This is a genomic window from Rhizobium sp. G187, assembly GCF_051549525.1.
Classification (GTDB): Bacteria; Pseudomonadota; Alphaproteobacteria; order Rhizobiales; family Rhizobiaceae; genus Allorhizobium.
Window position 1 is genome coordinate 12,014 of the sequence record NZ_JBPUGM010000007.1, and the last position, 13,402, is coordinate 25,415.

Sequence of the window (13,402 nt, forward strand, 5' to 3'; positions counted from 1 at the left end):
GTCATGTCCGATCCAACGCTCAATGCCGCTGCAACACAGTCGAAACTGCTGGGATCGCTGTCCCTCCGCGACGCAGGGACCCTGATCGGCCTGATCATCATCATCGCCATCTTCGGCCTGCTGGTGCCCGATTTCCTATCGCAGAGGAACCTCGTCAACATCCTGCAGCAATCGAGCATCAATGCGTGCCTGGCCCTCGGCATGACGCTGGTCATCATCTCCGGGGGCATAGATCTCTCGGTTGGACCGACGGCTGCCATTGCCGCCGTGATCACGGCAGCCCTTCTGGTCGCCGGAACGCCGATCCCGCTTGCCATTCTTGCTGGTCTGGGCATTGGCGTTGTATGCGGCTTGGTCAACGGGATTCTCGTTGCCTATGTCGGACTTCAGCCCTTCATCGTGACGCTTGGAACGCTTAGCACATACCGCGCCATTGCGTTGATCTACACCGGCGGCAACCCCGTCTTCGGCCTGCCCCCTGCATTCCGCTCCTTGTTCAATGGCTCCGTCGCGGGCATTCCCAATTCGGTCATTATGGTGGCGGTTGTCGCCATCTTTGCTTGGGTTCTTCTCAAGAAGACACCGCTCGGTGAATATCTGCTTGCTGTCGGCGGCAATGAAGAGGCCGCTTATGTCGCCGGCGTGCCGATCGCGATCACCAAGATCACGGCCTATGTGATCTCCGGTGCGCTGGCAGCCCTTGCCTCGATGATCCTGATCGGTCGTCTGGGCGCTGCCGAGCCAATTCTCGGCAATCTCTGGGAACTGGACGCCATCGCGGCAGCAGCCATCGGCGGCGCCTCGCTGATGGGCGGCAAGGGCAGTGTCATTGGTACGATCCTGGGGGCGATCATCCTTGGCAGCATGCGCAACGGTCTCACGTTGATGAACGTTCAGGCCTTCTATCAACTGCTGGCGACCGGCCTTATAATTCTCGTTGCGATGATGATCGATCGCGTAACGAGAGGTCGTGGATGAATTCCCTGAATGACTTGAAGGCGGTCGGCCCGCGCATTCGAATGATGATGCCTTTGCTCACCCCGCTGGAGGCGCGGGTCGTGGAAACGGTTTTCGCTTTGCGCAATTTCACCGACGAAACGGCACTGAAGGAGATCGCGGAGGAAGCCGGGGTGTCCGAGGCGATGGTGGTGAAGATTGCCAAGAAGCTCGGCTTCTCCGGCTATCGCGACTTCAGGTCCGCCGTATCGCAATACAGCCAGCTGCCGACCGCTGAAATGCATCAGGAATTGTCGATCGAGGATACGTCGCGGGAGATCATCCAAAAGGTGTTTCGGACGTCGATCAACGCGCTCGAAGAGACTCTGGCGATCATCGACATGGACGCCTTCGATCGAGCAGCCGACCTCGTCAATCAGTCCGGGCAGCGCGATTTCTACGGTGTCGGCGGATCGGCCCAGATCGCCCGCGACGTTGCCCACAAATTCCTTCGCATCGGTATTCGCGCGAATGTTCAGGACGATTCGCACATGATGCTGATGTCGGCAGCCCTACTGGGTCCGAGCGATGTGGCGATCGGCTTTTCCCATTCCGGCAACACAACGGCGGTAATCGAGGCGATCCAGCTGGCGCGCCGAAATGGCGCCCGGACGATAGCAATCACCAACTATAACTCATCCGCGCTGGCGCAGATGGCCGACATTGTTCTCTGTTCAACGGCGCAAGGTTCGCCGCTGATGGGGGAAAATGCCGCCGCCCGCATCGCCCAACTCAACATTCTCGACGCCCTATTCGTTGCCGTCGCCCAACGCAATTACGGGGTAGCGGAGAAGAACCTGCAAAAGACCATGGCTGCGGTCATGTCGAAGCGCAAAGACAAGATTGTGTAAGGAACCATGTCCCAGGTCATCGTTTTCGGAAGCCTTCACTACGACATCATCGTCCATGGCCCGGGGCGTCCGCGCAAGGGCGAGACCGTTACTGGCGAGCGTTGGCTGCCGAAATGCGGTGGAAAGGGCGGGAACCAGGCGATCTCCGCGGCCAAGACCGGCGTTCCCACGGCAATGATCGGTGCTGTGGCGAATGACGATTTCGGACGTGTTCTCGTGGCCAACCAGGCAAGCGCGCATGTTGATAGCAGGTTCATTCGCATCATCGACGGTGTCGGCAGCGGCATGAGTGTGGCGATCTTCGACCAGGACGGTGACTATGGTGCAGTCATCGTGTCCGGCAGCAACCTTGCCTTGGGGCAGGTGGATGTCGAAGCCGCGGCCGAGCTTTTTTCGAAGGGCGGTGTTCTCGTCCTCCAAAACGAGATTCCAGATGCTGCCAATGTCGCCGCTGCCCAAGCGATGAGATCTGCTGGAGGGCGCGTCATACTCAATGCGGCCCCGGCGCGCGACCTTTCTGTTGCGCTCATGGAGCTTGTCGACGTGATTGTCGTCAATCAGATAGAGGCAGAGCAACTTACCCAGGGTCCGGTCGTCGACACGCTTGATGGCGCACTGCATGCCGCGCGCCGTTTGGCGCAGACCTATCCGGTCGCAGTGGTGACAGCAGGTGGCGAAGGGGTCGCTTGCGTGACTGCCGAAGGGTCTGAACTGGCCGTCCCCGCGCTTAAGGTAAAGCTCGTCAGTACGCATGGTGCAGGTGACGAGTTTACTGGTGTGCTCGCTGCCGAACTTGCGAAGGGCAGGGGGATCACAGTTGCGATAGATGCCGCCAACAGGGCGGCCGCGACCCTCGTCAGCGCGTCGATCTGAGTCTGCGGTTTGAGACTTCGAGCCGAAAGTTATGGGACTGACTCGTTCCCTGATCGCACTCAAAGCCAGAGGCGGTGACGCGCCGCTAATGTGAGCGCGTGATGAAGCACTCAGAAACTCTGAATGGGGATCGTAGATTCCTATCCATTCAAGAGCATCAACTCATGCTGACTTTCTACCAGCGATAGAGATGGCCAGCTTTGGACCCCGCTTGTCAGCTGCAAACCGTTCCGTGCACGTTTGATCTCGCAAGCTTTAGGCGTGAGTATTCGTCCTTGAGTGCGCTAGGTCCGCAGTGCTGTCGCGTTCAGATAAACGGCATAAAGGCAACGCGTTGCCGTGATGTAGAGACGGTTGCACTCAGGCCCGCCGAAGCAGACATTGCTCAGCGTTTCAGGCATGAGGATCTTTCCGATCACGCGACCATTGTGATCCAAGCAATGCACGCCATCGCCTGCACTCGTCCAGATGTATCCAGCGGCATCCACGCGCAGACCATCATACATCCCATTACTACACTCGCTAAAGACACTGCTTGCTTGCAGACAGCCTCGATAGTCCAGTGCATATGCCATGAGACGAGCGGGCTCTACGCCGCTGTCGACGACGTACAATGTCTGTTCGTCCGGTGACAGGGCTAACCCATTAGGCTGAACCAGATCGGTCACCACGGCATCTAGGCGTCCGTCAGGGCTCAACCTGTAGACATTGCGGCTTCCGATTTCGCTTTCCGCCAGTGCCCCCTCATAAGGGGTCGAGATGCCGTAGCTTGGATCGGTGAACCAGATATTGCCTTGTCTGTCCGCGATCACGTCGTTTGGCGAGTTCAGCCGCTTGCCTTCGAAACGATCGACAAGGACTGTCAGGCTACCGTCATGTTCGCGGCGGGTCACACGTCGCGTTAGGTGTTCGCAAGCGATTACCCGCCCTTCGCGATCGAGGGTATGGCCGTTTGCAAAATTCGATGGTGCCTCGAAGGTTGCGACGGTGTCGTTGACCTCGTCATATCGCATCACTCGATTATTCGGGATGTCCGAGAACAACAAATGGCGCGCCGCCGGCACGTAGACTGGTCCCTCCAGCCAGCGTCCGCCTGTGTAGAGCAGGTCAACATGCACATTCGGCAGGATCAGCGATTTGAACGCCGGGTCAATGATCTCGAACCAATCTGTGTAACGCATAACACCCAACTCCCCGCAAGGTTAGATCTTGCTCATCCAGCCCAGCCCCTCACGGGTGCCTGCTGCCGGACGATATTCGCAGCCGACATAGCCCTGGTAGCCGATCGCATCGATCTCAGCGAAGATCCTGCGGTCGTCGAGTTCGCCAATCATGGGTTCATGACGATCGGGCACTGAGGCGATCTGGATATGGCCGATAAGCGGTCCCATCTGCCGAAGCGCCATAATCACGTCCCCATGCAGGATCTGTCGGTGATAGACGTCAAATTGGAGCTTCATATGTGCCGCATCCATTTCGGCGATGAAGTCGACCGCGCGGTTGAAGTCGTTGAGGAAATAGCCCGGCATGTCGCGACTGTTGATTGGCTCGATAACGAGACCGATGCCGGCCTCGCCTGTGGCGTCGGCGGCGCGCTTTAGGTTGTCGCGATAGGTGGCGATCGCAGCGGGATCGGTAGCCGACGCTAGGCCTGCCATCATGTGCAGCAGCGGAGTACCGATCACCTTTGCATAGGCGATTGCCGTGTCCAGTGCGGCTGCAAAATCCGCCTTGCGGCCCGGCAGAGCTGCCATGCCGCGCTCGCCTGCCGCCCAGTCGCCGGGCGGCATGTTGAACAGCGCCTGGGCAAGGCCTGCCGCCTGCAGTCGCTCGGCGACGACTTCATACGGGTGATCGTAGGGGAAGAGATATTCGACGGCCCTGAATCCGCATTCGGCTGCGGCTGCAAAACGGTCGAGGAAGGGAACCTCGTTGAACATCATCGACAGGTTGGCGGCAAATTTCGGCATCTCAGGCCTCGTCCTCCATGCCAGGCAGCTTCAGGCCGGAAATCTTTGCCAAAAGGCGCGCAACCGAGCTGTCGTCGTCGCGTCCCATGCCGGCGGCTTCAGTCATGATGAAGAGCTGCAGAGCAGCGCTTGCAATGGGTAGGGGAAATTTCGCCTGTCGCCCGATATCGGAGACGATACCGAGATCCTTGGTGAAGATCGCGACGGCACTATGCGGCGAGTAATCGCCTTCCAGCACATGCGGGATGCGGTTTTCGAACATCCAGCTGTTGCCGGCCGACTTGGTTATCACGTCGAAGACGCGTGAAATGTCAAGGTCCATGCTCTTGGCGAAGGTGATCGCCTCGCAGGCAGCGGCGATGTGGATGCCGGCCAGCAGCTGATTGACGATCTTGAAAGATGAGCCGATGCCAGGCTGGTCGCCGAGTTCGTAGACCGTGCCCGCCATGGCATCGAGCGCCGAACGCGCCGCAGCGAATGCGGCAGGCGACCCCGATGCCATGAAGGTCAGCTGGCCGGCTTCGGCCTTCTTCGAGCCGCCGCTGATCGGGCCATCAACGTAATGAAGCCCTGCCTCTTCGACACGGGCAGCGAAGCGCTTGGCTTCAGCCGGCGAGATCGTTGCGCAGGCAATGATGACGCCACCTGATTTCATGGCAGAGACGACACCGTTTTCGCCGAAGAGGACGGACTCCGTCTGTGCGGCGTTGACCACCACGATCACGGCGACATCGGCGCCGGCCACTGCGTCAGCCGGATTGTTGCCTGCGGTGCCGCCGGCAGCCTCTAGCGCATTCAGCGCATCGGAACTGATGTCAAAGCCACGCACGGCATGTCCGGCTCGGATCAGCGAGCGCGCCATGCCGAGGCCCATGGAGCCGAGGCCGACGACGGCTACGGACGGAAGGTAAGACATCAGCGAAAGCTCCTCTTGTAGCCACGGATCAAAAGCATGGCCAGAATGATGACACCGAAGACAATCTGCCTGAAAGCTTCCGGCATCTGCAGCACAGAAAGGATGGAGGACAGGAGGGTGATGAAGATGGCGCCGACGATCGTGCCGCCATAACCCCCCTGGCCTCCCATGATCGCCGTTCCCCCGATGACCACGGCGGTGATAACAGGCAGCATATATGGGTCGCCCATGCCCTGATAGGCCTGGTTGGCATAGCCGGCGAGCAGGATGGCGCCGAGGGCCGTAAAGACGCCAGCGACCACGAAGGTGAGGGTGGTAACGAGCCGCACGCGAATGCCGGAAAGGTAGACGGCCTTTTCCGAATTACCCATGGCGATCAGATATTTGCCGTAGACTGTCCGGTGCAGCAGGTAGAACATCGCCGCCATCACCACCAGCCAGAACAGGAAGGCGTTGGGGATGCCGAAACTGCGCTCGAGCGACAGCGTGACCGACAGTGGCGGGGCCAAACCGCGCGGCTTGAAGCCGCCGGTGAAGAAGACAACGGAGCCGATCAGCATCGAGTTCATCGCCAGCGTCCAGACCATGGACGGCAGGCGCAGGAAGGCAACCCCGATCCCGTTGATCAGGCCGATCAGGGCGCCGGTCAGAAGTCCGATCGGGATCGCGAGTGCGGCAAGAGTCGGATCCTGCGAGCCTGCGATCGTCGTGGTGACGATGGCGATGGCCGAAATCGCGGCTGGCACAGACAGGTCGATATGGCCGAGCAGGATGACCAGCGTGGCGCCTGCGGCAATGATGCCGAGGAAGGAGGCGATCTGCAGTTGCTGCAGCAGATAACCCGCTGTCAGAAATGTTGGCAGAATGGTTCCGCCGGCAGCCAGCAGCAGACCGCAGCCGATGGCAACGACCAGAACGGCGGGGTCGACGGGAAGGCTGGGCCTTGATGGCCCTGATATCGCGCGGTCGGTCATTGGGCGAACAACTTCAGTTTGTTGCGGACACGCAGCACGCCGACGGAGCCGAAGGCAATCGCGAGCGCCAGGATCAGCCCCTCGAAGAAGGGCTGGGCGAGGGGAGGAAGGCCGGAGAAGAACATCAGCGAGGCGACGGTCTTCAACAGCATGGCACCGACGGCGACGCCGACTGCCGTGCCGATGCCACCGGCAAGCGACACACCGCCAAGCACGATCGCTGCAATTGAGTTCAGCGTGTAGGTGGGGCCGATGCCGGCGTCACCGGTCATTGTCACCATGGAGACATAGAGCCCGGCCATGCCGGCCATCAGCCCGCCCAGCACATGAGCGGAGATGCGTATTGAGGTCGTGTTGATGCCGGTGAGCTGTGCCGAATGCTCGTTTGCTCCAAGTGCTTGCAGCGCCATGCCGAAACTCGTCCTGCGCAGCATAATGGTGATCACGAGCACAGTGACAATGATCAGCAGCAGTGAGGTCGGGATAGGACCGATCGCGTAGGTGAAGGCATCGGAGAGCTCGGAGTTGACTCCGCCGCCCGGCGTCGGTCGGAGATAAAGCGCAATGCCGGAATAGATCGCTCCGGTGGCGAGCGTCGCGACGATCGGCGGCACGTTGCCGAAGCAGACGAAGAGACCCGTGAACAGCCCGCAGGCCATGCCGACCAGCAGAACGGCAGCCACGCCGAACGCAAGCGATCCGCCATCGCCGGCGAGTACGAAAGAAGCGGTGACATTGGTCAGCGCCACGACCGCACCGACCGAGAGATCGATCCCGCGCACCAGAACGACGAAGAACTGGGCGAAGGCAGCAAACACCAGGAGCGCCGATTGGTTGGACCAGATCGTCAGCACATAGGTGGAGAGCCCCCGCGGATGGGTGGCGATGTAGAGCACGAAGAGTGCAACGAAGGCTATGGTCGGGATGATGACGCGCAGGTTGCGTCGGACGTAGAGCGCGGTCATTGCACGGTCTCCGGCGCCGGTGTGGATGTGCTGAGGCCCATGGCGGCTGAAATCAGGTTTTCAGGCGTCAATGTGTCTCCGCTGAGTTCCCGCGCGATGCGGCCACGATAGAAGACTGCGACCCGATCGCAGAGATGCACGAGCTCTTCGTAATCCGTCGACTGCATGACGATCGCGATTCCCTGTCCGGCAAGGTCGTTGAGCAGGCGATAGATCTGCGCCTTCGTCTTGACGTCGATGCCGCGGGTGGGATCGAGCAGCAGCAGGCAGCGTGGGCCGAGTGCCAGCCATTTGGCAAGCAGCACCTTCTGCTGGTTGCCGCCCGACAGGGACATGACGGGATCGGAGAGCTGGCCATAGGTCAGTTCGAGGCGTTCGAGAAGGCTGAGGCAGCGGGCGTCGAGCGCTTCGCTGTCGCCGTGAAGCCCGATACCGGCAAGCCGCATATTGTCTGATATCGACAGCGGCTGGATCATGCCCTCGGTCTTGCGATCTTCGGGAACCAGCGCGAGGCCGATCTCCGGTGACTTCGACCGATGCGGCGATCGACGCTCATAGGTCTTGCCGGAAAGCTCGATCGACCCGCTGACGCCCGAGAGTGTGCCGAAGATCGCTTCGAGAACGCGCTGCTGGCCCTGGCCTTCCAGGCCGCCAAGACCATAGATCTCGCCGGGGCGCACTGTGAAGCCAACATTGAAAAGTTCACCGGCGAAGCACAAGTCCTTGATGGAAAGAAGCGGCGCTACATTTGCGGGCAAGGCCGGGCGCGGTGGCGGGAAGAGCCGGTCCATGGTCTCGCCGATCATCAGCGACACGATGCTCTGGTTGTCGATCGTGCCTGACGGGAAGGTGCGGACATGCTGCCCCGCGCGAAAGACAGAAATCGTGTCGGCGAGCGCCTCGACCTCGTGGAAACGATGGGAAATGAACAGGATGCAGCAACCTTCGTCGCGCAGCTTGCGGATGACGGTGAAAACTTTCTCGACGGCTGAGGCGCCGAGTGCGGAGGTGGCCTCATCGAGGATGAGAAGACGCGGTTTCTGGTAAAGCGCCTTGGCGATTTCCACCCGTTGCCGATCGGCGAGCGACAGCTCTTCGACGGGGGTGTCGAGGGAAATGCTCTCGGCTCCGATCAAGTCGAGAGCCGCACGGGCTTCTTCATAGGCTTTGGCGAGCATGAAGCCGAATTGGGTCTGGGGGCGGGCAAGCGTGATGTTGTCGCCGACGGAGAGGGTGGGCAGGAGCGAGAGTTCCTGGAACATGCAGACGATACCGGCGGCCGAGGCCTGGCGCGTTCCGGAAAACCGGATGGGCCTGCCTTCAAGGCGGATCTCGCCGGTCGTCGGCTGGATGGCTCCGGAAAGCAGTTTCATCAGGGTCGACTTGCCGGCGCCGTTTTCGCCGAGTATGGCGTGCACGGAGCCCGGCCGGGCGGAAAAGTCGATCGTCTTCAGAGCCTGGATCGGCCCATAGGACTTCGAAATCCCCGAAAGCTCGATGAGCGGAGCTGTCGTCATTCTGGCATGTCCTGGTATGGGTCGGACGACGGCACCTTCAGAGGTCAGGCACCGCCGCCCAGCGGGGAGGATCAGGTATTGTCGGGGGTCTGGCCGAGCAGCTCTTCCGGGGTGAAGACCGGGAAGCAGTTCGGATAGCCTGTCGTCGTGTAGAAGGAGTCTGGCAGGTTCGGGAAGTAGTCAGTGCCTTCCTTCAGCTCTGCATTGCCCTTGTTCGGGATCGGCAGGAAGACCTTCTGTGGCAGGGCATTGCCCTCGAGCAGCGAAACAGCGGCTTCGAGTGCGACGGCCGACATGACAGGCGCCTGGGCTGCGGTCAGGCCCGGATACTTGCCTTCAGCGATCAGCTTGCGGGCGCCATTGCCGGCATCACCACCGATCGGAACGACCGGGTGACCGGCATTCTTCATGGCATTCAGTGCGCCGATCGTGCCTTCCTGGACCATCACGCCGTCGAAATTGCCATTGGTGGCGATCGCGTCGGCGGTAACCTTCTGAACTGTGCCGGCATCCCAGTTGCCCACCACCTGGACGACCTTGAGGCCCGGATGCTTGTCGAGCACGGAGCGCATGCCAAGATGGTTGTCGCGGTCGGTCGCGTTGCCCGGCAGGCCGGAAACTTCGAGTACGCTGCCCTCGACCTTGCCCTTGGCCTTTTCGATTTCACGCACGACGGCTTCCGCCTTCATTGCGCCGAGCTCGAACTGGTTTTCATTCACCTGCACGATGGCATCGGTGTCGAGCACGTTGTCGAAGGGCACGAGCACGGTGCCGGCCTGTTCGGCGCGCTTGATTACGGAGGAGAAGGCGGTCGGGTTGACGGCGATGAAGGTGATCGCATCGTAGCCGGCGGCGATGAAGTTATCGATCGCAGCGATCTGGGCAGCACTGTCATTGCCAACCGAGACGACGGTGAATTCGGATAGCTTCGCCTTGTTTTCTTCGCGGGCTGCCCAGGCCTTGGCGCCCTGGATCGCGGTCACGCGCCAGTCATTGCCGGCAAAGCCGTTGACGAAGGCAACCTTGTAGGGACCATCCCGCTTCTCGTACTTGATGACCTTGGCATTGTCGGGTGCTGCAGAGAAGCACTCCGGACGATGGGTGTCTTGGGCGCGAACGGCCGAAGTGAAACTGAAGGCGCAGAGCATCGCAGCAGACGCGACAAGCGCTGCCTTGTTAAAGGTTCTCACGGTGAACTCCTCCCGAAGTGTAATCTCCCAGAAAGCGCTAATCTCAGCGCTAACATAATTTTTTAAGCACATCCTCTAGCCAGGATCAAGCGAAATATGTTAGCGCTGAGATAAGGCTTTCGGCACGGTCCTAGGATGCGGGGTCGATGCTGTCGTATGGTAGTATTCGGGCGACATGAGTGGGGGGAAAGACTGATGCAGCCGGAGACGCCGACGCTCACTCACGTGGCTCGCCTGGCGAATGTTAGCGAGAACACCGTGTCGCGGGTCATCCGCAACAAGGGCTCGATTGCGGAGGAGACCCGCAAGCGGGTTCTCGATGCGATCGATACACTGGGCTACGTGCCCAATCGGGCCGCGGGCTCGCTTGCTTCTTCGGCCTCGTTGATTATCGGCGTGATCCTGCCGTCGCTGTCCAACATCGTTTTTCCCGAGGTTTTGCGCGGCATTCATGCCGGTCTCGCCGACACCCCTTATCAGCCGATGATCGGCGTCACCGATTATGATCTCGGCAAAGAGCAGCAGCTCGTATCCTCGTTGCTTGCCTGGCAGCCGACGGCCTTGATCACCACCGGCTTCGAGCACACCGATGCTGCACGCCGTATGCTGGAAAACAGCCGGATCCGGATCGCCGAACTGATGGATATCGACGATCGGCCGATCGATCTCGCCGTCGGCCTGTCGCATCGCCGGGCGGGTCGCGCCATAGCCGAGCATCTGGTGCGTCGTGGATATAGCCGGATCGGCTATGTCGGTCATGACTGGACGGCGGACCGTCGCGCACGGGCCCGGTATGACGGCCTTTGCGAAGCGCTCTCAGAGGCCGGTCTTTCCCTTGCCGTCGAAAAGCGCCATGACGGTCCGAGCTCGACGATTGCCGGCCGCGATACGCTGGCCGGCCTTCGTGCCGATGGCGCGCCGGCCGATGCGATCGTCTTTTCTAATGACGACATGGCAGTCGGCGGCTTCATGCATTGTCTGGGCGCCGGGATACGAGTGCCGGAGCGTCTCGCCCTCTTCGGCTTCAACGGGCTGGAGATCGGCCAAGCGCTTCCGAAGCCTCTATCCACCGTTCGTTCGAACCGCTTCAATATCGGCAAGACGGCCGTCGAAGCGCTGCTCGCGCAGGCCGAACGGCCGGGCGAGGCGCAGATCATCGACACCGGATTTGCCATCATCGATGGCGCAACGGCCTGACCAGGCGCCACTTCACCGGAGAATGCCATGCTTTTGGGCGCGATTGCCGACGACCTAACCGGAGCCACCGACCTTGCGCTGATGCTGTCGCGAGAGGGCATGCGGACCATCCAGACGATCGGTGTTCCCAAGACCGACCTTGATCTCTCGGACGTCGACGCAGTGGTGGTTGCGCTGAAGTCGCGCACCAATCCTGCAGCTGAAGCTGTCGCCATGTCGCTCGAGACGCTTTCCTTCCTGCAGACGGCGGGTTCGAAGCAGTTCTTGTTCAAATATTGCTCGACCTTCGATTCCAGTCCCGCCGGCAATATCGGTCCCGTCACTGAAGCCCTGATGCAGGCGCTCGGCACGGATCTGACCATCGTCTGCCCGGCATTTCCGGCCAATGGCCGCACCATCTACAAGGGCCACCTCTTCGTAGGTGACCAAATGCTGTCCGACAGCCCGATGCGCAACCATCCGCTGACCCCGATGACCGACAGCTCGCTCGTTCGTCTGATGACCGGCCAGTCGCAGCTGAAGGTGGGGCTTGTGACCCGCGAAACGGTCGGGCAGGGAGCTTCAGCCGTCGCGCAAGCCTTCGAAGCTGCGCGAGGCAAGGGCGAACAGGCGTTGGTCGTCGATGCGCTGACCGATGCCGATCTCCGGGTAATCGGCGAGGCCGCTGCCGGATTGACCCTGATCACCGGCGGATCTGGTATCGCGCTCGGCTTGCCGGAGAATTTCCGCCGCGCCGGGCGCTTGCGCCCTACTGGCGGCACACTCGCTTTTTCCGCGCCAGCGGGACGGGCGATGATCCTTGCCGGATCCTGTTCGGAAGCGACCCGCGGCCAGATCCGCACCGCGATCGAGGCGGGGGTCCCGACGCTCAAGCTCGACCCTATAGCGATTGCAGAAGGTCACTTCCGGGTCGATGAGGCCCTTTCCTGGGCGCTGGCCCAGTCGGCACGGGCACCACTGATCTATTCGAGTGCCGAACCGGAAGAGGTAAAGGCAGCCCAGGCTGCCCTCGGTCGCGACAGCGCCGGATCGCTGATCGAGCACTTCCTCGCCGAGACTGCGCTCGGCCTCAAGGCTGCTGGCGTCCGTCGAATGATCATCGCTGGTGGCGAGACCTCGGGTGCCGTCGTCGGTGCGCTGGCACCCGATGCCCTCTTCATCGGACCGGAGATCGATCCCGGTGTGCCCTGGACGCTGACGCTCGGACAGACGGAGCCGATGGCGCTGGCGCTGAAGTCCGGCAACTTCGGCGCGCCCGATTTTTTCCTCAAGGCCTGGGACATCCTGCCATGACAACAATTCTCTCCGAGGAAACCCGCCTGCGCGACCAAATTGCCGAGGTCGGCAAATCCCTTTTCGATCGTTGTTTCACCTTCGGCTCTACCGGTAACATCAGCGCGCGGCTCTCGAACGGCGAGATCCTGATGACGCCGACAAACGCTTCCATGGGGTCGCTCGATCCAGGCCGACTGTCGAAATTCACGGCCGAGGGCGTGCATATCGGCGGCGACAAACCGACCAAGGAAGCCTTTCTGCACCAATGCATGTATTGCGCGCGGGAAAGCTCAGGAGCCGTCGTGCACCTGCATTCCACCCATGCGGTCGCGGTCAGTCTGATCGATGGTCTCGATCCCAATGACGTTCTGCCTCCGCTGACTGCCTACTACGTGATGCGGGTAGGCCGCTTGCCCATGGCGCCCTACTTTCCGCCAGGGGATGCTGCTTTAGCGGAGGCGGTTAGAAATCGGGCTCGCGATAGCCACGCGGTTCTGCTTGCCAATCATGGCCCTGTCGTTGCCGGCAAGACGCTCCGAGAAGCGCAATATGCGACGGAAGAGCTGGAAGAGACTGCTAAGCTGTTCCTGATGCTCCGCAACGAGAAAGTAAGGCCGCTGACATTGGAGCAGGCTGAGGCGCTCCGCTCAGCCTGATGCGATTGCGTCGTTGTCCATC

13 protein-coding genes are annotated in these 13,402 nt (G+C 60.9%); 6 read left to right on the forward strand and 7 right to left on the reverse strand.

Annotated features, from left to right (window positions below):
• The first annotated feature begins 3 nt into the window (after positions 1-3).
• From ACSV9I_RS18405 to ACSV9I_RS18415, 3 genes are read left to right on the forward strand one after another with little or no spacing between them, the layout of a single operon-like run.
• Positions 4-978, forward strand: a complete 975-nt coding sequence (locus tag ACSV9I_RS18405) for an ABC transporter permease (RefSeq protein WP_438330250.1) — start codon at positions 4-6, stop codon at positions 976-978.
• Positions 975-1,847, forward strand: coding sequence for a MurR/RpiR family transcriptional regulator (locus tag ACSV9I_RS18410; RefSeq protein WP_438330251.1), 873 nt, complete (start codon positions 975-977; stop codon positions 1,845-1,847). The genes ACSV9I_RS18405 and ACSV9I_RS18410 overlap by 4 nt, the downstream gene beginning before the upstream one ends.
• Positions 1,848-1,853: 6 nt before the next feature.
• Positions 1,854-2,720: a ribokinase gene (locus tag ACSV9I_RS18415; protein WP_438330252.1), complete on the forward strand. Its 867-nt coding sequence runs from the start codon at positions 1,854-1,856 to the stop codon at positions 2,718-2,720.
• Positions 2,721-3,004: 284 nt separating this feature from the next.
• Here ACSV9I_RS18415 and ACSV9I_RS18420 read toward each other — a convergent pair whose 3' ends face one another.
• The 7 genes from ACSV9I_RS18420 to ACSV9I_RS18450 form a co-directional block, all read right to left on the reverse strand.
• Positions 3,005-3,901 carry an SMP-30/gluconolactonase/LRE family protein gene (locus ACSV9I_RS18420; protein ID WP_438330253.1) on the reverse strand — a complete coding sequence of 299 codons (897 nt, stop codon included), beginning with the start codon at positions 3,899-3,901 and terminating at the stop codon, positions 3,005-3,007.
• 21 nt (positions 3,902-3,922) lie between these two features.
• Positions 3,923-4,690, reverse strand: a complete 768-nt coding sequence (gene otnI, locus ACSV9I_RS18425) for a 2-oxo-tetronate isomerase (protein ID WP_438330254.1) — start codon at positions 4,688-4,690, stop codon at positions 3,923-3,925.
• A 1-nt stretch (position 4,691) separates the two neighbouring features.
• Positions 4,692-5,606 carry an L-threonate dehydrogenase gene (ltnD, locus tag ACSV9I_RS18430; protein ID WP_438330255.1) on the reverse strand — a complete coding sequence of 305 codons (915 nt, stop codon included), beginning with the start codon at positions 5,604-5,606 and terminating at the stop codon, positions 4,692-4,694.
• On the reverse strand, positions 5,606-6,580 hold the full coding sequence (locus tag ACSV9I_RS18435) for an ABC transporter permease (RefSeq protein ID WP_438330256.1): 975 nt from the start codon (positions 6,578-6,580) through the stop codon (positions 5,606-5,608). Before ACSV9I_RS18435 ends, ltnD begins: the two co-directional genes overlap by 1 nt.
• Positions 6,577-7,545 (reverse strand): ABC transporter permease, encoded by a 969-nt coding sequence (locus tag ACSV9I_RS18440; RefSeq protein ID WP_438330257.1) that lies wholly within the window; start codon positions 7,543-7,545, stop codon positions 6,577-6,579. The genes ACSV9I_RS18435 and ACSV9I_RS18440 overlap by 4 nt, the downstream gene beginning before the upstream one ends.
• A complete protein-coding gene (locus ACSV9I_RS18445; protein WP_438330259.1) occupies positions 7,542-9,062 on the reverse strand; it encodes a sugar ABC transporter ATP-binding protein in 1,521 nt (506 codons plus the stop codon). The genes ACSV9I_RS18440 and ACSV9I_RS18445 overlap by 4 nt, the downstream gene beginning before the upstream one ends.
• 71 nt (positions 9,063-9,133) lie before the next feature.
• Positions 9,134-10,252 carry a sugar ABC transporter substrate-binding protein gene (locus ACSV9I_RS18450; protein ID WP_438330261.1) on the reverse strand — a complete coding sequence of 373 codons (1,119 nt, stop codon included), beginning with the start codon at positions 10,250-10,252 and terminating at the stop codon, positions 9,134-9,136.
• A gap of 195 nt (positions 10,253-10,447) precedes the next feature.
• Between ACSV9I_RS18450 and ACSV9I_RS18455 the strand changes: the two genes are divergently transcribed.
• Genes ACSV9I_RS18455 through otnC form a run of 3 tightly spaced genes read left to right on the forward strand, consistent with a single transcriptional unit; the run spans position 10,448 to position 13,380 of the window.
• Complete coding sequence (locus ACSV9I_RS18455; RefSeq protein ID WP_438330262.1) at positions 10,448-11,449, forward strand: LacI family DNA-binding transcriptional regulator; 1,002 nt, start codon at positions 10,448-10,450, stop codon at positions 11,447-11,449.
• Positions 11,450-11,476: 27 nt separating this feature from the next.
• Complete coding sequence (gene otnK / locus ACSV9I_RS18460) at positions 11,477-12,742, forward strand: 3-oxo-tetronate kinase (protein ID WP_438330263.1); 1,266 nt, start codon at positions 11,477-11,479, stop codon at positions 12,740-12,742.
• A complete protein-coding gene (gene otnC / locus ACSV9I_RS18465; RefSeq protein ID WP_438330264.1) occupies positions 12,739-13,380 on the forward strand; it encodes a 3-oxo-tetronate 4-phosphate decarboxylase in 642 nt (213 codons plus the stop codon). Before otnK ends, otnC begins: the two co-directional genes overlap by 4 nt.
• The last annotated feature ends 22 nt before the right edge of the window (positions 13,381-13,402 follow it).

Excerpts from the sequence above, each read along its gene's own strand:
- ACSV9I_RS18405 (WP_438330250.1), top strand. The coding sequence starts at position 4 with ATGTCCGATCCAACGCTCAATGCCGCTGCAACACAGTCGAAACTGCTG.
- ACSV9I_RS18410 (WP_438330251.1), top strand. The coding sequence starts at position 975 with ATGAATTCCCTGAATGACTTGAAGGCGGTCGGCCCGCGCATTCGAATG.
- ACSV9I_RS18415 (WP_438330252.1), top strand. The coding sequence starts at position 1,854 with ATGTCCCAGGTCATCGTTTTCGGAAGCCTTCACTACGACATCATCGTC.
- ACSV9I_RS18420 (WP_438330253.1), bottom strand. The coding sequence starts at position 3,901 with ATGCGTTACACAGATTGGTTCGAGATCATTGACCCGGCGTTCAAATCG.
- otnI (WP_438330254.1), bottom strand. The coding sequence starts at position 4,690 with ATGCCGAAATTTGCCGCCAACCTGTCGATGATGTTCAACGAGGTTCCC.
- ltnD (WP_438330255.1), bottom strand. The coding sequence starts at position 5,606 with ATGTCTTACCTTCCGTCCGTAGCCGTCGTCGGCCTCGGCTCCATGGGC.
- ACSV9I_RS18435 (WP_438330256.1), bottom strand. The coding sequence starts at position 6,580 with ATGACCGACCGCGCGATATCAGGGCCATCAAGGCCCAGCCTTCCCGTC.
- ACSV9I_RS18440 (WP_438330257.1), bottom strand. The coding sequence starts at position 7,545 with ATGACCGCGCTCTACGTCCGACGCAACCTGCGCGTCATCATCCCGACC.
- ACSV9I_RS18445 (WP_438330259.1), bottom strand. The coding sequence starts at position 9,062 with ATGACGACAGCTCCGCTCATCGAGCTTTCGGGGATTTCGAAGTCCTAT.
- ACSV9I_RS18455 (WP_438330262.1), top strand. The coding sequence starts at position 10,448 with ATGCAGCCGGAGACGCCGACGCTCACTCACGTGGCTCGCCTGGCGAAT.
- otnK (WP_438330263.1), top strand. The coding sequence starts at position 11,477 with ATGCTTTTGGGCGCGATTGCCGACGACCTAACCGGAGCCACCGACCTT.
- otnC (WP_438330264.1), top strand. The coding sequence starts at position 12,739 with ATGACAACAATTCTCTCCGAGGAAACCCGCCTGCGCGACCAAATTGCC.